The sequence below is a fragment of the Chondrinema litorale genome (genome assembly GCF_026250525.1).
GTDB classification, from domain to species: domain Bacteria; phylum Bacteroidota; class Bacteroidia; order Cytophagales; family Flammeovirgaceae; genus Chondrinema; species Chondrinema litorale.
Window position 1 is genome coordinate 4608637 of sequence record NZ_CP111043.1, and the last position, 25724, is coordinate 4634360.

A 25724-nucleotide genomic window follows, 5' to 3' on the forward strand; every position below is an offset into this window, starting at 1 on the left:
TGGTTTTAGTAACCTATGTACTGTTAAAGTATTCAGAATTGATTATTAATTTATAAAAATTAGCAGTTACACATAGAACAGGTTCTTAATGGGGCAAATTTTGCTTAGATTAAAGTTTTTTACTGTTTGTCTGCGCTGTGGTCGAAAGTGTAGACCAAATTTATGAAAGTATTTTTATCATAAAAAAGATGAATTTTACTTAGCTTTCATGCTAAAAACTGTAAAATTGCATTGAAGAATAGATTCAATATTTATTTTTTTCTTTTACAACACTGATTTTTTTAGATGAAACCTACCTTATTGATTCTTGCGGCAGGATTGGGAAGTCGCTACAAAGGACTTAAACAAATGGATACTTACGGACCTTCTGGTGAAGCAATCATCGATTATTCTATTTATGATGCTATTCAGGCTGGTTTTGGAAAAATTGTTTTTGTTATTAACAAAGCAATTGAGGAAGATTTTAAGGAAATGTTTATCAAGAAATTAGAAGGTAAAATTTCTGTTGAATATGTATTGCAAGAGCTAAATGCTTTACCTGAAGGTTTTGAATTGCCAGAAGAAAGAGTAAAGCCTTGGGGAACAGGACATGCGATTCTTGTTGCTGCTGATGCTATTGATACACCTTTTGCAGTAATTAATGCTGATGATTTTTATGGCTATGCTTCATTTAAAGCATTAGCAGATTATCTATCTAATATGGAGCTTTCTTCAACCAATTATTGTATGGTTGGTTACAGATTGCATAACACCTTGTCTGATCATGGAAGTGTTTCTCGTGGTATTTGCCAAACAGACGAAGAAGATTTTCTTTTAAGTATTGTTGAGCGTACTAAGATTAACAAACAAGAAGGGCAAATCGCTTATGTAGAAAATGAAGAACGCATACCTCTAACTGGAAATGAAGTAGCATCTATGAACATGATGGGTTTTCCACCGTCTGTAATGGATCATTACAAAAGCCAGTTTATAGATTTTCTTAAAGAACATTTGAATACTCCAAAATCTGAATATTTTATTCCAACAGTAGTAAATAATCTTATTAACTCTGGTACCGCCAAAATGAAAGTACTTGATACGCCTGAAAAATGGTTTGGTGTAACTTACAGAGAAGACAAAGAAATTGCTGTTGAAAAATTAAAAGCACTTGTAGAACAAGGGGTTTACCCTAAAGATTTATGGGCCTGATAATACTGGATATTTCATTCCTGATAATCGGATTTATACTTCTTATAAAGGGAGCACAATTTCTTATAAATGGAGCCAGTGCCTTGGCACAAAGATATGCCATTCCAGATTTGCTAGTTGGAGTAACGGTACTGGCTTTTGGTACTTCAATGCCAGAATTAGTGGTAAATGCCGTATCCTCTTATAGAGGTTTTCATAATATGGTATTTGCCACAATTATTGGTGCAAATATCTTTAATTTATATGTAATTTTAGGGTTAGTTGGATTAATAATTCCTTTCAACTTACCCAATAGGACTATTTGGCAGGAGATTCCTCTATTAATAGTTATTTCTATTCTAGTGTTTGTACTTTGTAATGATGCTTTGTTCTTCGATAAAGATGTGAACGAAATATCAAGATTGGATGGAGTGCTACTACTGTTTTTATTTGTTCTTTATCTATTATTCATCTTTGCTCATTTAAAAGGTACCGGTTTAAACAGAGTAGAAAAGGAAGTTAAAATTGTACCCACTTGGAAAATATTGTTGTTGATAGGAGGGGGCTCATTGGCGACTTCTTTTGGTGGTGATTTAATTGTAGATAAAGCAACCAGTATATCTAACTTTTTTGAAGTTACCCGTAGGTTTTTTGGATTAACTATAATTGCCACTTTTACCTCTTTACCAGAGTTGGTTACATCGACCATAGCAGTTTACAGAAAACAACCGGGTTTAGCATTCGGTAATGTTATTGGTTCCAGTATGTTTAATTTCTTATTTGTATTGGGAGTTTCTGGTATTGTACACGAGTTGCCCTATAACAAAGGATTTAACTTTGATCTAAATTTCTTCTTTTTTGGTACTGTATTGTTATTTGTAGGCATGTTTTCTGGCAGGCTAAAGCGATTAGATAGGTGGCAATCTTTTTTCTTTTTACTGTTTTTTATCGCTTATATCTATTTTGTATTTGTAAGGGTGTAGTTAAAAGATTAAGGTGAATTTTGTGCCTTTTCCTGTTGCAGAGCTTACTAAAATTTCTCCTCTGTGTAAATACATAACTTGTCGGCAAAAGCTTAAGCCAATTCCAGAACCTCTTTCTTTAGTAGTATAAAAGGGAATAAAAATTTGTTCCATAGTCTCAGTATCCATTCCGCAAGCATTATCTGCTACTGTAAAACAAATTCTTTTATTTTCATTTTCGAAAATTGAAACTTTAATCTCAGGGTTTTCAGTACCTTGTAAAGCATCTGCCGCATTATTTAGAAGATTAATAAAGACTTGTTCCAACAAGTTTGGGTCTGCTGTTAAGCTTAATGTTTTCTCTACTCGCTCTAAATTTAAATTGATGCCATTTTCATATAAAACTGGTTGATACAGCGCTATTACACTTTTTATTAAACTATAGCAGTCAACATTTTTGAAAATTGGCTGAGGTAGCCTAGTTAGGTTTTTGTAAGCTTCGGTAAAATTTAACAATCCATTTCCACGATCTTCAATGGCAGATAAACCATTAATTAAATTATTATGATGAAAAGTGGGGATAACAGTATCAGAATGTATTTGATGCTTAACAATCTCTAAAAGTGTGGAAGACAATGAAGTAATTGGTGCGACAGAATTCATAATTTCATGGGTGAGGATTCTAATGAGTTTTTGCCATGAGTCCAATTCCTGACCAACTAGCTCGCTTTTTATATCATGAGCAGAAATAAGCGTAAAGTACTTGTCTTTCAGCTTAAAAGCACTAGCCTGAAATGATACTAACATCAACTGATTTTGAAACTCAATTTTCAGTAGCTTTCGCTCGCCAGGTTTCATGTCGAAAATAGATGCACGATTATTTATATTATTCTTGAGTTCATTAATATTTCGTGGTCTAACTAATTTGCTATTTAGAATTTTCTCCTTCATAAAAGGGTTGAGGAGCAGAATTTCACCCGTTTTATCAAAACTTAAAATTCCAATATCAATATGATCTATAAGAGTCTGTAGTTGTAAAAAATGCATTTCACGCTCATTGTTAAGCTCTTGCATTCTATTACTAATCTGGTTGAAGGAATTATAAAGTTTTTCAAATGAGTTTCCTCTAATGCCTCCAAAATGACTTGAGAAGTCGTTGTTTGTAACCGCCAACATAAAGTTGCTGAGGTCTCTGTTTACTTTGTCAGTAAAATAAAAAAACTCAAAAAATTGAAGGGAAATGAGCACAAATACATAAAATGCTCTAAGGTGTTTATGTATGATAAAGAAACAATAAAGAAACAGGGTAATTGATAGAATAAGCAGAAGAATTCTGAATAAAATATTTACCCTGTAACTTTTTAAAAACATAATTTATTTAGCTGAAGATTAGATGATTATTTCACTTAAATTTTTACAGCATAAAAACTTTTTTCAATAATTCTGTTATTTCATCTACACCTTCTTGAAGTGGTAGAATTACAGGTATACCTGTTCTTTCTGCATATTCTTTTTGTACTTCTTTTATTTCGTTTGGAGCTAAGCCATAGGTGTTTAACGTAATTGCCAATGTTTTTACCCCATACATTTTTATAAGTGCAATTTCTTCTTCGATTTCTGGAAGTTTACCATACTCTTCTTCATCGTCGAAATACAGCCTAGTTGGTTGGTGCTGTAAAATAACACCGTCCATTTTACCAGAAAGCAAGAATTCTGAACCGCAAGGGCCAGATGGGTTTCTTAAAGCAGATTGACCCTCAACAAAAATCACATCTGGTTTAGCTTCTTTGTAGCAATTATAAATGGCATTCTCAATCTCACCAGAGATAAAATCGTTTGGTGTACAATCGAATATAAAACCATATTTTCCTCCTTGTAACCAACCTGTTTGGCCTGTGTAAATCATCTCTGATTTCAAACCATACTTTTTAGTCGACTGAGTAAGCATTCTGGCAGTTGTTCTTTTGCCAATAGCACATTCAGTCCCTAAAACTGCAATTTTTGGTGCAACAACTTCTTTAATTTTTCCGGTCCAGAAGTGGAGTTCGTTAAAAGTTCTAGGTTTTCTTATATCAAATATTTTACAGCCATTTCTCTCTGCCAATTCACGCATTTCTATTCGGTTGCTTACCAAATCGTGTAAACCATTTACAATAGAAATTCCATTCTCTAGAAATAACTTCACTACTTTTAGTAGCTCATCTGGTAAGTAACCTCCGTGGGTTGCCACACCAATAATTCCATAATCTACCTTATAATTTAAGGTTTTTAATGCGTGATCTAATGATTCAAAAACCGGGATATCTCTGTGTTTTCCGTCTAATACTTCACCAGCATCTTTCCCTGCACATTTATGATCAATAACACCTGCTATTTTATATCTTTCAGTACCTCTAACCAGCCCATGAGCAGTTTTAGCGTCATTTAACATAAAGTATCCGTTTGTGATGATCAGTGCAGTTCCTTCCATAAATTTTAAAAAATTGAGTTAAAAAATTTGTTTGAATCTAAAGCTTATTTTTCAATTAGCTCAATATTCTGGCTAAAATCATAGAGATTTTCGAAAGTAAAATCGGCAATTGTTTCTTTTTGATTCTTAGCTACTAAAACTGTATTAATGTTGAGCTTTTTGGCTGGAATAAGGTCCCTTTCCTTATCTCCAATCATAAAAGATTTTTCGGGATCGATATTAAATTTGGCAATTGCTTTCTCAAACATCAAAGAATCTGGCTTTCTGCTAAGCGATTCTGTATAGTGTGGATGATAAGGAGAGAAGTATAATTTATCTATAATGTGCTTGCAAGAGTTTTGAAGTGTTTCGTGGCATCTTAAAACATCTTCTGCTGAATAAAGCCCTTTTGCAATACCCGCCTGATTGGTAATTACCACCAAACAATAGCCTTGCTTTTTTAAGATTTCCAAAGCTTCAGGTACATTATATTCTATAATAAAATTTTCAGGCTTGTATGAATATTCACCTCTTTCTACATTCAATACTCCATCTCTATCGAGAAATATACATTTATTCAATTTGATTTGTTTTTATAGTTCAAAAATTTCAAAAGAATAAAAAATCCTTTTAAAAAGCATAATTAAAAAAGAAAGTACAGACCATATTTATCTATATTTGGAATATAAAAATCAATTAACAGCACATATGATACAAATTATACCTTCAATATCTATTATCGGTGGTAAGGTAGTAAGACTTGCCCAAGGTAATTATAAAAATAGAATCGAGTATAAAGAAAGCCCGATTGATATTGCTAAAAAATTCGAAGATCATGGAATAAAAAATGTTCATTTAATTGATCTTGACGGCACAAAAAAAGGACAAGTCGTAAACTACGATGCATTGGGCTTAATTTGTGGACATACTGATCTAAATGTTAACTTCGGAGGTGGAGTAAATACAGATGGAGATATAATTAAAGTTTTTGAATACGGTGCTAAGTCTGTTACAGTAGGGAGTTTGGCTATTAAAAATCCTAATTTATTTTCTTCTTGGATTATTTCTTATGGAAGAAGTAAAATAACATTGAGTGCAGATGCGCTAAATGGAAAGATTAGTATAAGAGGTTGGCAAACAAAAACGGAAACTGATCTGATGGAGCATATCAGTAACTACTACAATAAAAGTATTTTGTATGTAAAATGTAGCGATGTGGCAAAGGATGGATTACTAGAAGGGCCAGCTTTTGCAATATATGAAGACATTTTAAAAAAATTCTCTGGAATAAAATTGCTTGCTAGTGGTGGTATAAGTAGTTTAGACGATGTAAAGAAGTTGGAAGAAATGGGCGTTTACGCAGCAATTATTGGTAAAGCGTATTACGAAAACAAGATCTCACTAAAAGAGATTTCACAATACCTGTCAAATTGATTAAATTTTGTTCTTAGGGCTCAGTTAACAATATAAAAACCGTTATAAAATACCTTTAAAAGTATTTTTTTTATACTTTTAAATCTGTATTACAGTTTTTAACAAAAAAAATTATTGTATATACATATAAATTAATATTGAAAATTTTGAAATACTTTTATTTTTTATAAATTGCCAATTAATAATTTTTATATTAGTAATTGTTAAAAACAGCTAATAATCAATTGTCTTTAATATTAAAAGAAAAAGAAATGAGTGCATCTATTAAATTAGATCAAACTGACCGTAAAATCCTGACTATATTACAAAAGCATGCGAAAATTACGAATGCTCAACTTTCAAAAGATATAGATCTCTCTCCAGCTCCTACCTTAGAAAGAGTTAAGAAGTTAGAAAACACAGGAATTATAGAAAGTTATCACGCTAAGCTAAATGGTCAGTTACTAGGCTTCGATGTGAATTCTTTTGTAAGTGTTAAAGTCAACAGGTTTGATAAGAAAAGTGTGGAATCCTTTTTAGGAAAGATAAATAAAGTTGATGAAGTTATGGAATGCCACAGTGTAAGTGGTGAGTATAATTTTTTACTTAGAATAGTAGCTAAAGACTTAGCTTCGTTCGAAGCAGTTCTTAGTGAGAAGATAAGCACAATTACAGAGGTCGCAGAGTATAACTCAATGATCATTATGTCTACACCCAAAGACACTAAAGTGATACCTGTAGAGAAAATGTAAAAAATTTACTTCAAAAAAATAGCCCGATATGTTTTTCATACCGGGCTATTTTTTTGAAAAATATTAATACTTTATTCTTAGGCTTAAAAAAATTTAAGTTTTACTTTTACTATAAGCCTTATTTTTTGTTTATAAATGTTAATTTTTAACAGAATAAAGCTATATTTACATACTGTTTAACGCTTTTATTAATCATCCTCAAAGCCTGATCGCTTTTTTGTACTTCAGGCTTATCCATCATCAATTATTATAAAAAACTCAATGCAGTTACATCTGTAACTGTAAAGCTAATTATTTCCAAATTATTACTACTAAGTGTAAGAATATCTAATCTTTAAAATGTTTATCTTATGCATTTAAACCTGATTAACTCTACAAAAAAAGTTAAAGTTTGTAGAAAAGGTTTTGCTTATCTTAAGAAACAAGGACTTGATAAGGGATGGAGGTTACATTCTGCAGGGTATGCGGTGTATCAGTTTACCAGATTCGGTAGAATAAACACTTTGTATCTGCACAAGTTACTTGCTGAGCAATTTCTACAGACACCTAGTACTGAAAAGAAATTATTTGTAAGAATGATTAATGGAAACAAGCTCGATTGTCAATTAGATAACATTGAATATACAACAATGGCAGAGCTTAGAAGAGAGCAGTCAACGACAACTGGGTTTAGAGGTGTTTCTAAAGACGGAAATAAATTTAGAGCAGTAATCTACGATAAAGGAGAAAGAATATATTTAGGGATGTATTCTACTGCAGAAGAAGCAGCTAAGGCTTATGATGAAGAATCTTTTAAAAGATTCGGACTCACCAAAAGCCTTAACTACAGAGCAAAATATGAGTCTATGGATGTTTAATTACTAGTTAAATTAAGTTTCCAGTTATACTCCTTAAATTCCAATAAATAATTTTCGGGTATTTTTTTATCTCTGTATTGATTTATAAAATTCAATACACCTTTATTTGTATTTCCAAAATCTGAATGGTACCAGTCAAATATTTTAGATATGGTTAACTTCCGTTGCGCTTTATCTGTATAAATGATATTTGAGTCATTTAAAGAAGTACGGGTGTTATTTGTTAGCTGATGTTCAATACTTTGGGGAGTATAAGCATAGTTTGCCAACTTGGGGCAACTAATTGCTGCGCAACCGAGTGCAAAATGAACTCTTGGATCCTTATATTTTAAAATTAGGTTTTTCTTTTCTAAGCGATCTAGGCTCATCATTTCACCGGCGATTTTATGATTAAACTTGTCGAAGAAACCGCTTTTATCTAGCGCTGATTTAATCGGATAATGTTTAGTAATTTGTTGAATTACTAGAATGTTGTAGGTATTAATGTAAAATGCTTTCTTTTCTTCATCTGTAGCATCAGATAAATTAGCATTTGAAATTTGAATGTGAAGATTTTCAATTTCATCGTAATGTGATTTTAATTTTGAATAATTGATATTGCCTTCCACAACCCATTTTTTGAAGAATACATCTGCATCAATAAAGAACTTCTCCAACTTTTGAGCTGATAAATTAACTGTTGTGAAAAATGCGATTAATAATAAGAGAACTTTGATTGACATTTTGTCAGAATTATAAGATTATTAATATTTTATCTTTATAAACTGATATTGATTGTCAAAATTGAGTCATTAAATTATATTCACTGTTGTACGTTGAGGAATTACTAGACAATATTAAGCATAATGCTGTATAATTTCTTCTGAAACCTTTTTTAGACCTACACTTCCTATATCTGGAAATAGATGCAAGTTTGGTCTTCGAGATATTGGAGGTAATTCAGGATCGACTATGTATTTGGGGACTTCGTCATGTACATAATCTATTAAACCTGCTGCAGGATATACTAAAAGAGAGGTTCCTACCACTATAAAAATATCAGCTTCTATTGCTTTTTGTACAGCTAAGTCCATCATTGGAACCATCTCGCCAAACCATACAATATGAGGTCTTAATTGAGAGCCTTTTTCACATTTATCGCCTAGTTTAATTTCCCATCCGTCTATATTGTAAACTAAGTTTTCGTCTACAGTGCTTCGAGACTTAAATAATTCTCCATGTAAATGGATTACATTTTTGGAGCCCGCTCTTTCGTGTAGGTTGTCTACGTTTTGGGTAATAATAGTAGTATCAAAATATTTTTGGAAATTTGCCAGAATCTTATGGCCTTCATTTGGTTCTGCTTCTAAAGCCTTTTTTCTTCTTTCGTTGTAGAAATTGAGCACTAATTCTTTATCTTTTAACCAACCATCGTAAGTAGCTACTTTGTTAACATCATGTCCTTCCCATAATCCGTTACTCGCTCTAAATGTTGCTATACCACTTTCAGCACTAATACCAGCACCCGATAAAACTATTAGCTTTTTCTTTTTCATATTGAGTTTTAGTTTCAACATTAAAAATATATTGAATAAACAGATTAAACAATTTCCTTTCTTAAAAAGTAGATTTGCCCAAGCGTGAGTTCATTTGAGCAACGATTTTAAGAAATAGTAATTTGTAAAAAATTATTCTCTATATATTTGAATAAAATTTTAATTAGATAAATGAAAAGTAGCATTGCAGATTGGATAGAAGCTTTTAGGCTTAGAACATTGCCATTATCATTGGCAAGTATAGGGATGGGGAGTTTTCTGGCAGCTTCGTATGGAAATTTTGATCCTATAATTTTAACTCTCTGTATTACAACTACAATTTTTCTTCAGGTACTTTCTAATCTGGCCAACGATTACGGTGACTCTAAACATGGTGCAGATAGTGTAGATAGATTAGGCCCTTCTAGAAGTGTACAGGCTGGCAAAATAACTGCTAATGCCATGAAGAATGCGATGATACTATTCGTGTTATTTTCTCTTGCCTCAGGAATAGGTTTATTATATTATTCTTTGGGTGTTGAGAAAATCTTATACTTTTTAATATTTCTTGTTTTAGGTGTTTTGTCTATTGGTGCAGCAATAACTTATACAGCAGGTAGTAAGCCATATGGTTATGCAGGATTAGGAGACATTTCTGTAATGATATTTTTTGGTTGGGTAGGAGTAGCAGGTACTTTTTATCTATTCACAGAGAGTTTTACCTGGGATATATTATTACCGGCAAGTAGTTGTGGTTTTTTTGCTACAGCTGTATTAAATATTAATAATATTAGAGATATAGAGTCTGATAAAAAGGCAGGCAAAAGGTCTATACCTGTAAGAATTGGAGCTACAAAAGCAAGATTTTACCATCTGATTCTTTTAATCTCCGGCTTAATAACTGCTTTTGGTTATGTTATTTTGCATTATCAAACAGCCTATCAATTTTTGTTCTTACTTGTGTTGCCTTTCTTAGGTTTAAATATAAAGGCTGTATACACTAAAAAAAGCCCTTCAGAACTAGATCCTTTTCTTAAACAAATGGCTTTAACAAGCTTACTTTTTGTAATGTCTTTCGGGATTGGTCAATTAATTTGATTGTTTACAGTAGTATATTACACCTTTTTTGTTATGAATCAGCCTATTTTATGATTGATTAACATGTAATATAATTGAATTTATAACTTTCAATAATACTGCAATATTCTAGTTTAATACTCAAATAGTGCAAATTACATATGCACTCAATGTGATCTTAGAAAATTACAATTTCTACTTAGATCAGTGTATTATCTAGATTTATTGTGTTGAAAGTATTTTTAAAATATATAGGAAAGATTAGAGAGAACTTCAGACGCTATCTGTATGTTTTGGCTGTCTTTACTGTTTTAAGTTTGGTTGGAGGAACACAAGTAATTACTCAATCACACATAGGAGTACAAAAAGAATATGCCTATCTTCTTGAGATTGCAGAGAATCAGAAAGAGTATACTTATAAAATAGTTGAGGCGCTCAAGTTTTATACTGGAAGTAACGATGAAAAAAATAAAATCTTAGACTACATTTCAGTTTACGATAAATATCACTTTATACTTTTTAATGAAGAAAATAAATCTATTGGAGTAGATGAAGTTAATGAGAGATTGATAAATAAACTAACTCCACACTATAATAGATTTACTAACTATTCTAAGAAGTTATTATTGATTGATATTAATGATGAATCCAGAGCTAAAATTTTTGATAATCTGGTTACTACAAAACGATTTTTAAATGATGATTATGACTTGGTAATATCAAGGTATCATCATATGCTTTCTGATAAAATAAATAATCTCCAAATTATAGAATTAGCCCTAGCAGGACTTACAATTCTAATTTTGCTTTTTGAAGTAATCTTTATTTTCAAACCAACCTTTGAAGATCTTTCATTTAAGAATAAGAGGATTACATATATAAATAAAGAGTTAAAGGAATCAATTGCAGAAAAAGATCAGTTAGCTGAAGAATTAAAAGCCGGAGAGGAAGAATTACTGCAATACTTAGAGCATTTAAATGCGGTCAATCAAAAACTTACTCAGTCTGAGCAAGAGCTTAAAGTTAAAAATGAAGATCTTGTAAGCATTAATAATGCATTAGATAAGTTTGTATATAGTGTTTCTCACGATTTGAGGTCTCCAATTGCATCTTCTATAGGCTTAATTTCGATTATGCGAAAAGAAGAAAATATTGAGGTTTTAAGACAGTATTTTAATCTACAAGAGAAAAGTCTTACCAAGTTAGATAACTTTATTTCTGAGATTCTGGATTACTCTAGAAATGCAAGACTAGAATTATCTAAAGACGAGATTGATCTAGATAAAATGATTGTAGATGTAATAGATCAATATTCTTATATGGATTACTCAGAAACCATAGAGAAAACTATTAATGTTAACATAAACCAAGAGTTTTATTCAGATTCTAAAAGATTACACATTGTTTTTAGTAATCTGATTTCTAACTCTATTAAATACATTAGTCACAGAAGAGAGCATCCTTATATTCATATTGACATTACTGATTATAGAGAAGGTATAAAAGTAATTATCGATGATAATGGACAAGGTATTGCTGAGGAGCATTTACCTAATATTTTTCAGATGTTCTACAGAGCAGATAATGAAAAACCCGGCTCTGGGCTGGGCTTACACATTGTACAAGAAATTGTAAAGAAAATGGGAGGAGATATATCTGTAAAATCAGTTCAACTAAAAGGTACGACTTTCGAAGTATATTTGCCCAACCTTAAAGTTGCTTCTCAAAAGGAAATGGCTGCTTAACTTAATAGTCAAGCAGGTCTAGGTGCAATGTTTTTATTAGTTCTTCCATCTGGTTGTAGCAATCCTTTTCTAAGGAAAATAGGCTATCGTCGCATTGAATTTGCCCTAATTTCTCAGTCCAGCTTTTAAAGTCTTTTCCCCCTGTAAATAAAGAAGCATATTTACTATTTGTCGAAAGTGATTTAGCATAATCTTCAAATGCTAATGTGTAATTCTTATATTCCTTTATCTCATCATTTTCAATGTAATTATAGATGTTATTAGCATACATTCTGTTTCCCCAATCTGTTTGAATCATTGCTTGTGCTAATAATACAGATGCTGGTATATGATATTTATCCTGCATATCTAAAGCTATCTTTATAAAAGAAGCATTACCTAATTGTTCCTCTTTTAAAAAAGATATTTGAGCCTGAGTAATTTCTGATGATTTTTTATTTATTAAGAGATTACTATACTTCTTAGCTATGCTTTTATGTAGCTCATTTAATTGATTTTCTTTTAAAAAACATGTGCTAGACACGCCATTTTCAATTAAGTATTTAGACGTGAGTAGTTGCTTGTATTCTAAGAAGTTAGAAATTTTATTTTGATGATCGAATGTAGTTGTATAATTATCCAGAACTGGACTAACTATAGAAGCTTTATTAAAGTCTAAACTTAATATTTCGTTTGAACGACTTTGAGTATATGTATTTAAATCTGTTTCTGGATTTATTTTAAATAATACCATTGCCAATAACACCAATAGGAAAACTAAAAATTCATTAGATTTCACTTCCTTAATTTCTATTGTATAAGCATCATTAATAGGAGAGTTGCTATTATTTGTAGAAACATTATATGGTCTTACGATTAATTGGTTGGTATCCATAGTAAAAAATGTTAAAAAAAGTAACAATTGAATAATTTCTTACAAAGGTAGCAGTCTAAACTAGATTGTCAATATTTTGATCAAATAAATGTTTATAAAATTAGCATTTATGGTTTTTATTCATTAAATTAGTCGCAAGTTGCAACTAAAATGTTAATATGGAATTTTTTGAAAAGAAAGAATTACTTGACAATATAGAGCTAGAGCTAATAGAACTGTTCCGACATGATAGGCGAAATTGGGTTAGAACAGCTCGCTTACTTTTAATCATAGAAAGAGATAAGTTGTATGAAGTACGAGAGGCATCATATTCTAGCTATATTAGAAAACTAGCATTCAATAATAGAGTGCATGCTTCTACACTATGGAGAATTAAAAGTGCAGCGCAACTGTATATGGAATTATGTGATATTGATGAAATAGAATTGCTTGAAGAGCAAAATATATTAGCTACACCTGAGCAATTAGAGATTTACAAAAAAGTAAGAACCATTGTACCCGAAAAAATTATGGAGAACATTAAAGCCAGAATGCTTGAAGGTAAAAAGGTACGAAGAGAGCTTAGCAGATTATGGGAAACTTACAGACCTTTAAAAAAAGGAAAAACAGAAAGAGGTAGAAAAAGTAATAATGATGAATTAAAACTGAGTACTACCGAAGATTTTCATATTCCATATACAGAAGATGAAAAAAAAATCAACTTTGCCATTCAATCTAATAATTTAAAACAATTCAATCTTGACCTAAAAAAAATAAACAAATACCACTTATCACCTGAAGAAATTAGTATTACCAATATCAAAAATGCTTTAAGATCACAGTATTGGATTGAACAAGCCTATAGAAAGATACCAGTATATCGGTTTGAGTTTTTTAATAACATCAACTTAAGATTGCCAAACCAAAATAAATCTGAAAGAGCAGACTGTCTGGCTGTTTCTTTTTCTGAAAAGAGTACCATTCAAATTCCAGAAATATCGGCAGTAAGAATTTATCTAACAAAAGAGAGTATTGTAAAATACCAAACTGATAATGTATTGGACAACTTTTGTAATTATGCTTTTGTAGCAATACCTGATAAAGAAGAATTGTATGATTTAGCATTAAGTACTTTCAATAAATCAGTTGGAGTAATATCTGTAAAAGAACAAATAGAGACTACTCGCCATCAATTAAAAGTTTTACGTGTGCCAGAATATAAAGAAGTAAATCCCACATACTCGAATGTTGTATTTAGTGCATTACTATTGAGATCGTTGCATTGGAATAATGCAGAAAAGCCGGGAGCTATTTAAATACCCCGGCTTTTATATGCTTTAAATAATATGGTTAAACACTACCAACTTCTTCAATTAATTTATTGATAGAAGATTTAGCATCACCAAATAGCATTTTTGTTCTGTCACCAAAGAATAGTTGATTTTGTATTCCAGCATATCCAGCACTCATACCTCTTTTTAATACAGTTACAGATTTTGCCTTTTCTACATCAAGAATCGGCATGCCATAGATAGGAGAGGCAGGGTCTTCTTTTGCTGCAGGATTTACTACATCATTTGCACCAATAACCAGTACCATATCTGTACTTTCCATATCTTTATTGGCATCTTCTAATTCCATAAGTTTTGGGTAATCCACGTCAGCTTCTGCCAACAATACGTTCATATGGCCTGGCATTCTTCCAGCCACTGGGTGAATGGCATACTTTACTTCGACACCTTCACCTTCTAAATACTTTTCAAGCTCATGCACACTATGTTGCGCTTGAGCAACAGCCATTCCATAACCCGGAACAATCATCACTTTAGATGCATATTTTAATTGAATAGCAAGATCGTTTGCTGCAGCTTCTTTTACAATCTCTTCTCTAGAACTACCAGAAGCAGCACCTTTAGAGCCAAATCCACCAATCACTACATTAATAAGTGATCTGTTCATTGCTTTACACATCAAAACGGTAAGTATAGTACCAGAAGCTCCAACTAGAATACCTCCAGTGACCATTACCATGTTTCCGTAAATTAAACCTGCTCCAGCAGCGCCTAACCCTGTAAATGAGTTTAATAATGAAATAACTACTGGCATATCTCCACCGCCAATAGGTGTAACAAAGGTAACTCCATAAACCAGTGAAACTATTAATAGAATAATTATTAAGCTTAGGCTAACTTCAGGCAATAAAGACGCATATATATTAAGCGCAATAATACCTAATAGTAAACCTATATTGATAATTTGAGAAGCTGGTAATACTAATGAATCGCGTAAAAAGCCATCGAGTTTTCCCCAAGCTACAATACTACCAGTAAAAGATATTGAACCTATAAACAAAGCAAATAGAGTAGTTGCGCCTTGTCCCGTAGCTAAACTTGTACCGGGTTCTAGGTTATATAATTCTACAAAAGCAATAAGCATTGAACAAGCACCACCCAGACCATTAAAAAGAGACACCATTTCTGGCATTTTTGTCATTAAAATTTTCTTAGCAGCGATATATCCGACAACGGAACCAACTACAATACCTCCGGCTATCCAAGCATAATTGTTAGAAGCGCCTTCCATTGGAGTGAGTAAAGAGATAACGATTGCGAGTCCCATACCTGAAGCTGCAATAAGATTACCTTGTTTGGCAGTTTCAGGATGACTTAATTTTTTAAGACCTATAATGAATAATACTATACTTACTAGGTATAGAAAATCAGTAATTGTTTGCCAATTATCCATTTTGTTTCAGTTGATAAGTTTGTAAATGTGTTGTATAGTAGTTTATTTTTTCTTTTTCTTAAACATGTCAAGCATTCTGTCTGTCACAGCAAAACCTCCCATTACATTCACCATAGCCAATGCAATTCCAAGAAAACCAAGGGTTAATACAAGGTAATCGTCAGGTTGGGCTTGTCTTATTAAGATAATGGCACCAATAATTACTACACCACTAATGGCATTTGCTCCAGACATTAAAGGAGTATGAAGTACTGTAGGCACTTTGGAGATAATTTCCATACCTAAAAACACAGCAAAAGTTAGCACATAAAGCATTAAGAGGTTCTCTCTTAGAAATTCGATAATCATATTGTAAGTTGTTATGGTGGTTAATTATATTCTAAAAATTCTTCTCGAATACAAATTTTCAAGACTCTGTGGAAGACTCTGTAGTTAAAAGTTTAGCCTCTTCCGGATTTCCGTATAAAACTTTACCGTTAAAAACTATGCAAGACCCACTAACAATCTCATTATTGAAATCAGGTGCAAATTCTTTTTCTTTGATAAGAATGCTTACATAATTGTATATGTTTTTACTATACAATTGGCTAGCATGCATAGGCATTTCAGCGGATAACTCAGAATTACCAAAGATGGTAATATCTCCATGTTTTATAGTTTGCTGGTCTACTGTAAGCTCACAGTTACCACCTGTAGAAGAAGCTAAATCTATTACTACACTTCCCGGACGCATCAACTCCACCATTTCTTTTGTGATCAATTTTGGAGCAGGTTTTCCTCTTAATTGAGCCGTTGTAATTACTACATCAGATTTAATGATGTGTTCTTTAATGAGCTCTTTCTGCTTAATCTTGTACTCTTCTGTTTGTTCAACAGCATATCCACCAGCAGCTTTGTCATCTTTTGCACCCTCAACTTCTACGAACTTGGCACCAAGACTCATCACTTCTTCTTTAGCAGCTAAGCGAGTATCAAAAGCTTCTACAACTGCTCCAAGTCTTTTAGCAGTGGCAATGGCTTGCAAACCAGCTACACCGGCACCAAGTATTAGAACTTTAGAAGGAGGGATGCTACCTGCAGCAGTTGTAAGCATAGGAAAATACCTAGGCAACAACTCTGCTGCTTTTAATACAGCTCTGTAACCAGCTACCGAAGCCATAGACGAAAGCACGTCCATTGCTTGGGCTAGTGTGGTTCTAGGAATCATATCCATACTGAAAGCCTGAATGTTAAATTCAGCCAGTTTTTCAATGGGGTAAACCGAATTAAATGGTTGAAAAGATGAGACTAAAACTTTTCCCTTAAATTCAGTGAGATCGCTAGGAGGGGTTATACTAATTAATACATCCGATTCTTTAATTAAATCAGATTTTGCCAGTATTTTCCCTCCGGCTTCGGCATAAGACATGTCATCAAAAAAAGCTTTTGCTCCAGCTTTTTTCTCGACTAAAATGTCTACACCATCTTTAACAAATTTGGAAACAATATCGGGTATAAGGGCTACCCTGGAATCGTGTTCTTCCCGCAGTACACCTATCTTCATCGTAAATGAAATTTATTGGTTTAGTAATGATTTCCTTTTTTGAAAATTTCCACAAATAATGTAATAATTAATGTTATTTTCAAAAATATGCAGATATTACATCATTATTTCAATGATAAATATCATTTTTTTAACATAAATATAATTTGTATAAAGATACTAATTTTTGCTTTTTTTCAATAATTACAGTTATTTGGCTAACAAAATTTAAACATTTTTAAATAATCATTCATCAATTATAATAATCACAATTTATGCGTAGACCATTACATTACCTAATTTATAGGGTAAGTTTAATGTTAATTAATCTGATTTTTTTAAGTGTATATACATCTATTGCACAAGCACAGAAATCATCCGAATTAAGTATAGATAAAATAATGGATGGCCAAGATTTTACTGGCTATTGGCCAGAGAATTTCTTTTGGTCTGAAGACAGCAAAACCATATTTTTTGAATGGAATAAAGAAGGCAATGCTTATTCTTCTTGGTATAAAGCTAACATTAGCTCAGGTGAGGTTACCAAAGCTTCTAAAACTGATCTTGAAACTCAAGATATGGATAGAGCAGAGTACAATCAAGATAAAACATTGAAAGCTTTTGCAAAAGGCGGCGATATCTACTTTAGTGATCTTACTAAAAAAACGCTAATTCAAATCACTCAAACGATTGATTACGAAACCAATCCTTCTTTTTCTTCAGACAATCAGTATATCATTTATCAATCAGGTGGGAATATATACACTTGGGGAATAAAAACTGGAATTACCAAGCAATGGTCTGATTTTAAAAATGGCAAAGAGCCTAAAGATGAAAGAAAAGGAAGTGAGCAAGACGAGTGGTTAAAACAAGATCAGTTACAATTATTTGAGGTAGTAAGAGACAGAGAAGAAAACAGTACAGCTAGAGACGAATATAGAAAATCGTTTCAACCTGAGCGTCCAAAAACTATCTATAATGATGGTAATAGCTTTAGAAATATTAGCATGAGTCCAGATATGGCTTATATCACATATTCTATATCTGAAAGAAAAGGCAACGCACAAAATACAGAAGCGATGGAATTTGTGAATGAGTCTGGTTACTCCAAGAGTTTAAGAGCACGTGAGAAAGTAGGTGGTGAAGAATCGTCTGAGACGTTCTATGTGTATCACTTAAAAAAGGATACTGTTTTCACTATTGACACAAAAGAAATTGACGGCATTTTCGATAAGCCAGGATTTTTGAAAGACTACGCGAAAGAAGGTGAAGAGTATAAAGAAACTTATGATGCTCCTAGAAAGGTAAGTTTCCACGGGCCAGTTTTTTCTGCTGATGGTAAAGCTATTGTAGTTGTTAGAGCTGCCGATAATAAAGATAGATGGATAATGCTACTTGATGCTGAAACTGGAAAATTAAAATTACTAGACAGACAGAGAGATGAAGCATGGATTGGTGGACCGGGTATTTCTGGATGGAATTATTCAACTGGAAATATGGGCTGGTTTCCAGATAACAAAACAGTTTGGTATCAGTCAGAAAAAACAGGGTATTCTCATTTATATACTGTAAATACTGCGACGGGTGATAAAAAACAACTTACAAATGGCAAATATGAAGTGTTAGATAGTGAGCTTTCTGCAGATGGTAAAGAGTTTTATCTTACTACCAACGAAGTACATCCGGGTGAAAATCATTTTTATAAAATGTCTGCCAATGGAAAGAAAACGGAGAAAATTACAGACATTCCTGGCAGCCACCAAGTAAAAATATCGCCAGACGGAAAACAATTGGCAGTTAAGTTTTCATCTAGCAATAAACCTTGGGAAATGTATTACATGCCATTTGAGAAAGGTGCTCAAATGAAACAGTTAACCAACTCTACAAGTGAAGCCTTTAATGCATATTCTTGGCGAGTTCCAGAAATTGTTACCTTTAAAGCTGATGATGGTGCAGAGGTTTATGCAAGACTTTATAAACCAAAAAATGCGAATTCTGATCAAAAAGCCATAATATTTGTACATGGAGCAGGTTATTTACAAAACGTGCACAAATGGTGGAGTAGTTATTTCAGAGAATACATGTTTCATAACTTTTTAGTGGATAATGGTTATGTTGTTTTAGACATAGATTACAGAGGTAGCGCTGGATATGGAAGAGACTGGCGTACAGGCATTTACAGACATATGGGCGGTAAAGACTTGTCTGATCAAGTGGATGGAGCAAAATTCTTAGTGGAACAACATGGGGTTGATAAGGATAAAATAGGTATTTACGGTGGTTCTTATGGTGGTTTTATCACTTTAATGGCACTTTTCAAGAATCCAGGAGTATTTAAAGCAGGTGCAGCACTGAGATCTGTAACAGATTGGGCGCATTACAATCACCCTTATACTGCTAACATCTTAAATACACCAGTACAAGACAGTATTGCATATAAACAAAGTTCACCAATATATTTTGCCGAAAACCTTAAAGATAATTTATTGATGCTTCACGGTATGATAGATTTAAATGTACACTTTCAAGATATTGTTAGACTTTCTCAGCGATTAATAGAGCTAGAAAAAGAGAATTGGGAATTAGCTGTTTTCCCTATGGAAGGACATGGATTTAGAGAAGCATCTAGCTGGAAAGATGAATACAAAAGAATTTTTAAACTTTTTGAAGAAACATTGCAATAAATTCGGTATTCATACGACAAACTTTATAAATTGTAACCTATTCAATCAATTTAAAATTAAATAGAGAATCATTTCGTCTAACATTTTTTAATTCTATGGATCATTTCGAAAAAGTAAAAAACTTTCTTACAGAGCTTGAATGTGAGATTGTAAGCGAGGACCCGGAAGAACAACTGGTAGTAGTTAACAAAGAAGAGGAAGGTATCTTAAACATGGTGATTGATTGTGAAGATCCTATCTTAATTATTGAACAGTTCTTGTTTGATGTAAAAACCGACAACACAGAAACATTTAAAAGTTTACTGCAAAAAAACAGAGAGATTGTACACGGTGCTTTTACATTAGACGAAACTGGAACAAGAGTAATTTTTAGGGATACTCTCCAATTAGAAAACCTCGATCTTAATGAACTTGAAGGTTCTTTAAACTCATTAAGCTTATTGATTTCTGAGTATTACGAAGAATTGCTAACTTTTGCTAAGGCTTAATAATTACTATAGTCGATTAAATAATAATAAATAAAAACCATGTCAATATTTAAAAGAATTTTTGGAATAGCATCTGCGGAAACACATGCCGCAATAGATAAACTCGAAGATCCTGTAAAAATGACGGAGCAGGGAATAAGAGATTTAAAAACAGATTTAGATAAAAGTTTAAGAGCACTTGCAGAAGTTAAGGCTGTAGCTATCAGAACTAGAAAAGAACTAGAAAGCTCAAAAACTACTGCAAAAGATTACGAAGGCAAGGCTGTGCTTTTATTAAAAAAAGCTGAGACTGGCCAAATTGATATTACTGAAGCAGATAGACTTGCTACTGAAGCATTAAGTAGAAAAGATCAAGCTTTACAACAAGCTTCTGTAAACCAAAAATCTTTAGCTACTCAAGAAGCAAATGTGGCTAAGATGGAGCAGAATGTACAGCGACTTAAGAGTCAAATCGGACAGTGGGAGAATGAACTTAAAACGCTTAAAGCTAGAGCTAAAGTGAGTGCTGCCTCTCAAAAACTTAATAAGCAACTTGCTAATATAGATTCTTCTAGCACAGTAGGTATGCTTGAGAGAATGAAAGAAAAAGTTGATCAACAAGAAGCATTGGCAGAATCTTATGGTGAGATGGCCGATATGTCTACAAGTGTAGATGATGAAATAGACAAGGCATTACTTGGTTCTGGTTCTTCAACTTCTGCTGGCGGATCAGATGCATTAGCCGCTTTAAAAGCAAAGCTTGCATCAGGTAAAGATTCTGCTGCGGAATAGATATAAATTATTTTCAATATAAGATATCCCTGGCTTTGTAAAAGGTCAGGGATATTATTTTAAAGACTTGTATTGCCATGAATCAACAAAGGTTAGAGCAATTACTTAATTTTTTGAAAGATGATCCTAACGATCCCTTTTTGCTTTATGCAATTGCTACTGAATATGGAGAAGATAATCCGAAAGAAGCTTTAAAATATTACGATAAATTGTTGAGCGAACATCCATCATATTTTGCTACCTATTATCATGCTGCGGCATTATTAGCCGAAGAGGAAGAAATTGAAAAAGCGAGAGAGGTTTATTTAAAAGGAATCGAAGTTTGCAAAGACATTGGTGAAGTAAAAGCATTGCAAGAAATTCAAAATGCTTATCAAAATTTTTTATTCGAATATGATGAATAATTATCAATAAATGCGGTCTTAAAATAATACTATTTGTAATTTTTTCATTTAAGAATTATCAAATCTTAAAAAAACAATTATTAATTTCTAAAACGATTTTGTATTTTTTGAAGTAATTACATAGATTTAAGGACGTATAGTACGATTAATGTTAATTTTTTTAACTTTTAAGAGTTTTATCTTTCTGAAAAAAGCTTTCTGAAATCATGGAAGATTACAATAAAATTATAGAATCATTAAATACTCGCTTTAATGGCACAAGGTATGTTGATGTCATACAATCTGTTAAAATTTCAAATTTCTATGAATTTCAGAACTCTCTGATATTACTCAGAAATGGCAAAGGTTTTTACGGGCCAGAGCAAGAAGAACTTTCAGTAGGAGATATTTTATTTCTACCGGGTAGTAAAGGAACCGATTTAAAGTTAGGCCTTTCTGATGGTGTATCTCTTAATAACGAGGAGTTTTTTAACAAGAGAGAGCAGTTTTTAAGAGCAAGATCGCTTCATCAAATAAACAAAAGTGATGAACCTGTAGCTACATTATTAACAGTATCTTTTGATGTAAAAGCATTCGATTCTGTCAATTTCTTTAATTCTCTGGATATTCCTCCATTTGTAATTAAAGGGGCTTCAGCGTTAAGTACGCTTATGTCTAAGATCAATAACGAGGCGCAGCACGAGTATCCCGGTAAGACGAGAATTATCAATTTATATACAGATGAGTTGGTAATTGAGGTTTTCAGATACATCTTAAACAACAATCTCTTTGTAGAAAAATTAGCTACCAACAGTAATTACTTTAAAGATCCAAGGCTTATAGATATATTCAATTACATAAAAGAAAATCTTGCAGGAGATTTATCAAATAAAGTTTTAGCAAATGTTGCAAACGTATCAGAAGATTATGTGGGGCAATATTTTAAAATGCTTACAGGAATCAATCCGCAAGATTATATTGAATATCAAAGAATGGAAAAAGCAGTTTCATTATTGAGAACTTCTAAGAGAAGTATTAGAACTATTGGCAGCGATGTAGGCTATAAAGACACTGCTTATTTCTGTAGAAGATTTAAAATGATGTTTGGAATTCCTGCTGGAAAAATGAGACGAAGAGAGTCATTAATGGACGTATAGATTAGAATTAGCTTATTTTTATATACTGGCAATGTTCAAATAATTGAGCATTGCCTTTTTTAATTCTTAGCAGGATTCAAATATTTTCTTAGATATGTTATACTTACTTGATAATAAATGTTAATTTTGTTTAAAATTAAGTTTACATCTATACGTTTTAATGTATTGAGAAATATAGATTTTGCCTATGCTATAAAACTACAAATCGTTATACTTTCTAAAATATAAACCTTAAAATATTAGCCATGAAACGGTATCTGTTTTTTACATTGTTTCTTTGCTTTTTATTTTTGATTAACTGGATTTCAAAAGCAAAATCAACTACTAACATTACAAAGAAAATACCTGCAAAAAGCATTAGTACAGACAAACAACTTCCAACCTCCTCTGATCATAAACTAAACAAATAACTAATTTACATTTAATCTTTTCAGGTGATATAGTCTTCAATCTTTAGAAGTTTACAAGCTTTTAATTGCTTGCTTCATATAATGCTGGCAATTATAAAAGCGATGTAGGTACCAACTCCATTGCCTAGCGCACCAACTAAAATGCCTGGTAGTAAGAGGTCATTTCTATTTAAACTTTTAGCTAATGCTAAAGCAGTAGAAGAGCCGCCTATATTTGCCTGAGAAGCAATAGAAATTAATTCCCAATCAATTTTTATAATAGCGCCAATTCCAAAAAGTACTATTGCATGCACAATTACAAGGATACAAGCAAACACCATTAAATTAATTGCTATAACTCCAATAGAGGCTAGTGCAGACAATTCGCAATAAGCACCTATCACTATTAAAAAAAGATAGACACTGTATAAGCCTAAAAATCTACTGCCTTTAATTTGATGAATGGCTTTTATCTGTGCAAGTATTAATGCTATTGTTGTAACTATTATAATAGTGGGCATTTCTACTCCAAGCTCACTAAAAGCAAGGCTTATTAAATCTGAGAGGAATAGTGTTACAGCTCCAAGAAAGAGTAAAATGCTTATACTAGTAGTATTTACACTTACTGTGTCTGCACTATTAGAGGTTTCTACCGAATTACCCAAAGGCATCGCTTGTATTTGAGGCTTTCTATTAAAGAATTTATTAAAAAACTTCGGAAGGGCTATACATACCACCATCCATACGGTGGTAATAATATTATCAACTGCAACAGCTCCTGCATAGATGTTACCTTGTTCCATCATGTTATAATGAATTGCTAAAGCATTAAAATTGACACTGCCTCCAATATAAGTGCCTGTAAACATTCCTGCTACAGCTTGATAAGAATCTCCAAAAGCCTCTTTTCCATCTATTAAATATATTCCTAATAAAGCACCGCAAGCAGTTCCAAAAGCCCCTAGAAAAAACATAGTTAGCATAGGTAAACCAGCTTTTTTAAGGCTTTTTAAATTGACTTCTAAGAGTATATAAAAAATAGAAAGAGGAGCAAGGTAAGTAAATATTCCACTATATAAAGGAATACTATTAGATGCCGAAGGTATTAAACCCGAGTTTGAGAGGATGGCTCCGGCTATAATAACCAAAAGGGCTGTCCCAAAATATTTGAAGACAGCCCTTTTCGAAATTACTTCCATTAAAAATATGCTCAAATTAAGTATAGCAAATACATAGACAGGGTTTTGTATGAAGTTTTCCATTCAGTAATTAGCTGATTGTTGTAAAGTTTAGACCATTACTTTCTTCCACCTACCTTGTCTAAATAATATAATACTAATTATAGCCAATAATGAGAGGGAAAAAGCAATTGCAAAATATACACCAGCAACCCCAAAACCAAAATAAACAGAGGAAAACCAAGCTAAGGGTATTTGTACCAACCAATAGCAGATAAAATTGATTAATGTAGGTGTAAAAGTATCTCCAGCCCCATTAAAAGATTGGCTTATTACCATTCCATATGCAAAGAAGATGTATCCACAACATATAATTTTTAAACTTAAGGTTGCTTGAGAAACTACTTGAGGTTCTGATGTAAAAATGCCTACAAAATCATTTGCTCTTATAAAAAATAAGGCTGAGATTAAACCAAGAAAAATCATGTTGTAAAATGATGCCAACCAAACAGCTTTTTCTGCCATTTCTGGCTTTTTTGCACCAAGGTTTTGGCCAACCAGCGTAGCAGCAGCATTTGCCACTCCCCAAGAAGGAAGAATAGTAAACATGATAATTCTAAAAGCAATAGTATAACCCGCTACTGCATCACTACCAAAAGTTGAAATAATTCTTACCATAAATACCCAACTGGCTGAGCCTATCATAAACTGAATAGTACCACCTGTAGATAGTTTTATAAGTCTGAGAATTAATTTTTTCTCAAGAATAAAATCTTTTAGTTTTATTTTAATAACAGATCTATTACTTGTAAGCGCATAAACCTGAATTAAAACACCAATACCTCTACCCACATTTGTTGCAATTGCTGCACCTTCTAAACCAAGTTGTGGAAATGGGCCTAAACCTAAAATTAAACAAGGGTCTAGTATTAGGTTAATACCATTTGAAACCCAAAGCACACGCATAGCTAAAGAGGCATCACCAGCACCTCTAAAAATAGCGTTAATCAGAAATAAGAAAAGAATAGTAATATTACCACCCAACATCCACTGAATATAAATTAATCCACTTTCAGCCAGCGCTTCTTCAGCACCCATTAGAAGCAATATTTCTTTGGCGTAGATCAATCCGAATAAGCCGATTGTAAGACAAATAAACATTGTAAGCGATACTATTTGCCCAGCTGCATGAGAAGCTGCTTTTGTATCTTTTTCACCAATTCTTCTAGAAATCATGGCTGTAGCACCTAAGCTCAAACCCATTCCTATAGCATAAATTAATGTAAGTATAGATTCTGTAAGGCCAACAACTGCAACTGCATCTACACTTACTTTAGACACAAAGAATACATCAACTACAGCAAACAACGATTCCATTAACATTTCGAGAATCATTGGCACTGAGAGCATAAAAATAGCTCTCTTGATGTTGCCATCTGTAAAGTTTTTTTCTTTACCTTGAATGGCTATTAAAAACTCATTAAAGAGTTTCTTTAAATAATTGAGGGTAAAAAACCTCATGACAGTAAAATTTAAGAAATGACCGAATAAAATTAAGAAAGGAGAGTAGGAATGTTACTCCTTAGCAAATGGTATTAAAATTAGATGTGGACATAAA

General features: G+C 32.4%; 24 protein-coding genes. 13 read left to right on the forward strand and 11 right to left on the reverse strand.

The features are described 5' to 3' along the window. The first annotated feature begins 285 nt into the window (after positions 1-285). Both OQ292_RS19050 and OQ292_RS19055 read left to right on the forward strand, forming a co-directional pair. Positions 286-1188 (forward strand): sugar phosphate nucleotidyltransferase, encoded by a 903-nt coding sequence (locus OQ292_RS19050; RefSeq protein ID WP_284683737.1) that lies wholly within the window; start codon positions 286-288, stop codon positions 1186-1188. Further along, complete coding sequence (locus tag OQ292_RS19055) at positions 1179-2150, forward strand: calcium/sodium antiporter (protein WP_284683738.1); 972 nt, start codon at positions 1179-1181, stop codon at positions 2148-2150. The genes OQ292_RS19050 and OQ292_RS19055 overlap by 10 nt, the downstream gene beginning before the upstream one ends. Here OQ292_RS19055 and OQ292_RS19060 read toward each other — a convergent pair whose 3' ends face one another. Genes OQ292_RS19060 through OQ292_RS19070 form a run of 3 tightly spaced genes read right to left on the reverse strand, consistent with a single transcriptional unit; the run spans position 2151 to position 5159 of the window. Next, a complete protein-coding gene (locus tag OQ292_RS19060; protein ID WP_284683739.1) occupies positions 2151-3500 on the reverse strand; it encodes a sensor histidine kinase in 1350 nt (449 codons plus the stop codon). It lies immediately after the preceding gene. A gap of 43 nt (positions 3501-3543) precedes the next feature. Further along, positions 3544-4599, reverse strand: coding sequence for an N-acetyltransferase DgcN family protein (locus OQ292_RS19065; RefSeq protein ID WP_284683740.1), 1056 nt, complete (start codon positions 4597-4599; stop codon positions 3544-3546). Positions 4600-4643: 44 nt separating this feature from the next. Further along, entirely contained in the window at positions 4644-5159 is a 516-nt protein-coding gene (locus OQ292_RS19070) for a D-glycero-alpha-D-manno-heptose-1,7-bisphosphate 7-phosphatase (RefSeq protein WP_284683741.1), read from the reverse strand. 127 nt (positions 5160-5286) lie between these two features. On the opposite strand from OQ292_RS19070, the gene OQ292_RS19075 reads away from it, so the two are divergent. The 3 genes from OQ292_RS19075 to OQ292_RS19085 all read left to right on the forward strand — a co-directional run bounded on the left by OQ292_RS19075 (position 5287) and on the right by OQ292_RS19085 (position 7600). Next, positions 5287-6012, forward strand: coding sequence for a 1-(5-phosphoribosyl)-5-[(5-phosphoribosylamino)methylideneamino]imidazole-4-carboxamide isomerase (locus OQ292_RS19075; protein WP_284683742.1), 726 nt, complete (start codon positions 5287-5289; stop codon positions 6010-6012). Between the two features lie 251 nt (positions 6013-6263). Next, complete coding sequence (locus tag OQ292_RS19080; protein ID WP_284683743.1) at positions 6264-6743, forward strand: Lrp/AsnC family transcriptional regulator; 480 nt, start codon at positions 6264-6266, stop codon at positions 6741-6743. 350 nt (positions 6744-7093) lie between these two features. Then, entirely contained in the window at positions 7094-7600 is a 507-nt protein-coding gene (locus tag OQ292_RS19085; RefSeq protein WP_284683744.1) for an AP2/ERF family transcription factor, read from the forward strand. On the opposite strand, the gene OQ292_RS19090 is transcribed toward OQ292_RS19085, so the two are convergent. Both OQ292_RS19090 and OQ292_RS19095 read right to left on the reverse strand, forming a co-directional pair. After that, a complete protein-coding gene (locus OQ292_RS19090) occupies positions 7597-8322 on the reverse strand; it encodes a DUF547 domain-containing protein (protein WP_284683745.1) in 726 nt (241 codons plus the stop codon). The two genes, OQ292_RS19085 and OQ292_RS19090, sit on opposite strands and share 4 nt — an antisense overlap. Positions 8323-8436: 114 nt before the next feature. Continuing rightward, positions 8437-9135 (reverse strand): SIR2 family NAD-dependent protein deacylase, encoded by a 699-nt coding sequence (locus OQ292_RS19095; protein ID WP_284683746.1) that lies wholly within the window; start codon positions 9133-9135, stop codon positions 8437-8439. A 171-nt stretch (positions 9136-9306) separates the two neighbouring features. Here OQ292_RS19095 and OQ292_RS19100 point away from each other — a divergent pair, with 171 nt between their 5' ends. Both OQ292_RS19100 and OQ292_RS19105 read left to right on the forward strand, forming a co-directional pair. Further along, positions 9307-10212: a 1,4-dihydroxy-2-naphthoate polyprenyltransferase gene (locus OQ292_RS19100; RefSeq protein WP_284683747.1), complete on the forward strand. Its 906-nt coding sequence runs from the start codon at positions 9307-9309 to the stop codon at positions 10210-10212. Between the two features lie 209 nt (positions 10213-10421). Further along, positions 10422-11936, forward strand: coding sequence for a sensor histidine kinase (locus OQ292_RS19105; protein WP_284683748.1), 1515 nt, complete (start codon positions 10422-10424; stop codon positions 11934-11936). A 1-nt stretch (position 11937) separates the two neighbouring features. Here the strand turns inward: OQ292_RS19105 and OQ292_RS19110 are convergent, their stop codons facing one another. Continuing rightward, positions 11938-12810: a glucosaminidase domain-containing protein gene (locus OQ292_RS19110; protein ID WP_284683749.1), complete on the reverse strand. Its 873-nt coding sequence runs from the start codon at positions 12808-12810 to the stop codon at positions 11938-11940. 158 nt (positions 12811-12968) lie between these two features. Here OQ292_RS19110 and OQ292_RS19115 point away from each other — a divergent pair, with 158 nt between their 5' ends. After that, positions 12969-14105, forward strand: a complete 1137-nt coding sequence (locus OQ292_RS19115) for a hypothetical protein (RefSeq protein WP_284683750.1) — start codon at positions 12969-12971, stop codon at positions 14103-14105. A gap of 34 nt (positions 14106-14139) precedes the next feature. On the opposite strand, the gene OQ292_RS19120 is transcribed toward OQ292_RS19115, so the two are convergent. From OQ292_RS19120 to OQ292_RS19130, 3 genes are read right to left on the reverse strand one after another with little or no spacing between them, the layout of a single operon-like run. Continuing rightward, positions 14140-15534 (reverse strand): NAD(P)(+) transhydrogenase (Re/Si-specific) subunit beta, encoded by a 1395-nt coding sequence (locus OQ292_RS19120; RefSeq protein ID WP_284683751.1) that lies wholly within the window; start codon positions 15532-15534, stop codon positions 14140-14142. 42 nt (positions 15535-15576) lie between these two features. Beyond that, positions 15577-15882, reverse strand: a complete 306-nt coding sequence (locus tag OQ292_RS19125; protein ID WP_284683752.1) for an NAD(P) transhydrogenase subunit alpha part 2 — start codon at positions 15880-15882, stop codon at positions 15577-15579. Between the two features lie 58 nt (positions 15883-15940). Continuing rightward, positions 15941-17077 (reverse strand): Re/Si-specific NAD(P)(+) transhydrogenase subunit alpha, encoded by a 1137-nt coding sequence (locus OQ292_RS19130; RefSeq protein ID WP_284683753.1) that lies wholly within the window; start codon positions 17075-17077, stop codon positions 15941-15943. Between the two features lie 254 nt (positions 17078-17331). Here OQ292_RS19130 and OQ292_RS19135 point away from each other — a divergent pair, with 254 nt between their 5' ends. From OQ292_RS19135 to OQ292_RS19155, 5 genes are all read left to right on the forward strand, one after another. Further along, positions 17332-19740 (forward strand): prolyl oligopeptidase family serine peptidase, encoded by a 2409-nt coding sequence (locus OQ292_RS19135; RefSeq protein WP_284683754.1) that lies wholly within the window; start codon positions 17332-17334, stop codon positions 19738-19740. Between the two features lie 95 nt (positions 19741-19835). After that, positions 19836-20228, forward strand: coding sequence for a YbjN domain-containing protein (locus OQ292_RS19140; protein ID WP_284683755.1), 393 nt, complete (start codon positions 19836-19838; stop codon positions 20226-20228). A 39-nt stretch (positions 20229-20267) separates the two neighbouring features. Further along, the gene (locus tag OQ292_RS19145) at positions 20268-20999 is read left to right on the forward strand and encodes a PspA/IM30 family protein (protein WP_284683756.1); all 732 of its coding nucleotides are present in this window, start codon (positions 20268-20270) and stop codon (positions 20997-20999) included. 77 nt (positions 21000-21076) lie between these two features. Then, the gene (locus OQ292_RS19150; RefSeq protein WP_284683757.1) at positions 21077-21403 is read left to right on the forward strand and encodes a tetratricopeptide repeat protein; all 327 of its coding nucleotides are present in this window, start codon (positions 21077-21079) and stop codon (positions 21401-21403) included. 206 nt (positions 21404-21609) lie between these two features. Next, entirely contained in the window at positions 21610-22539 is a 930-nt protein-coding gene (locus OQ292_RS19155) for a helix-turn-helix domain-containing protein (RefSeq protein WP_284683758.1), read from the forward strand. 484 nt (positions 22540-23023) lie between these two features. Here OQ292_RS19155 and OQ292_RS19160 read toward each other — a convergent pair whose 3' ends face one another. Together OQ292_RS19160 and OQ292_RS19165 are read right to left on the reverse strand one after the other, a co-directional pair. Beyond that, entirely contained in the window at positions 23024-24190 is a 1167-nt protein-coding gene (locus OQ292_RS19160; protein ID WP_284683759.1) for a DUF819 family protein, read from the reverse strand. A gap of 27 nt (positions 24191-24217) precedes the next feature. Continuing rightward, positions 24218-25627: an MATE family efflux transporter gene (locus tag OQ292_RS19165; RefSeq protein WP_284683760.1), complete on the reverse strand. Its 1410-nt coding sequence runs from the start codon at positions 25625-25627 to the stop codon at positions 24218-24220. Between the last annotated feature and the right edge of the window lie 97 nt (positions 25628-25724).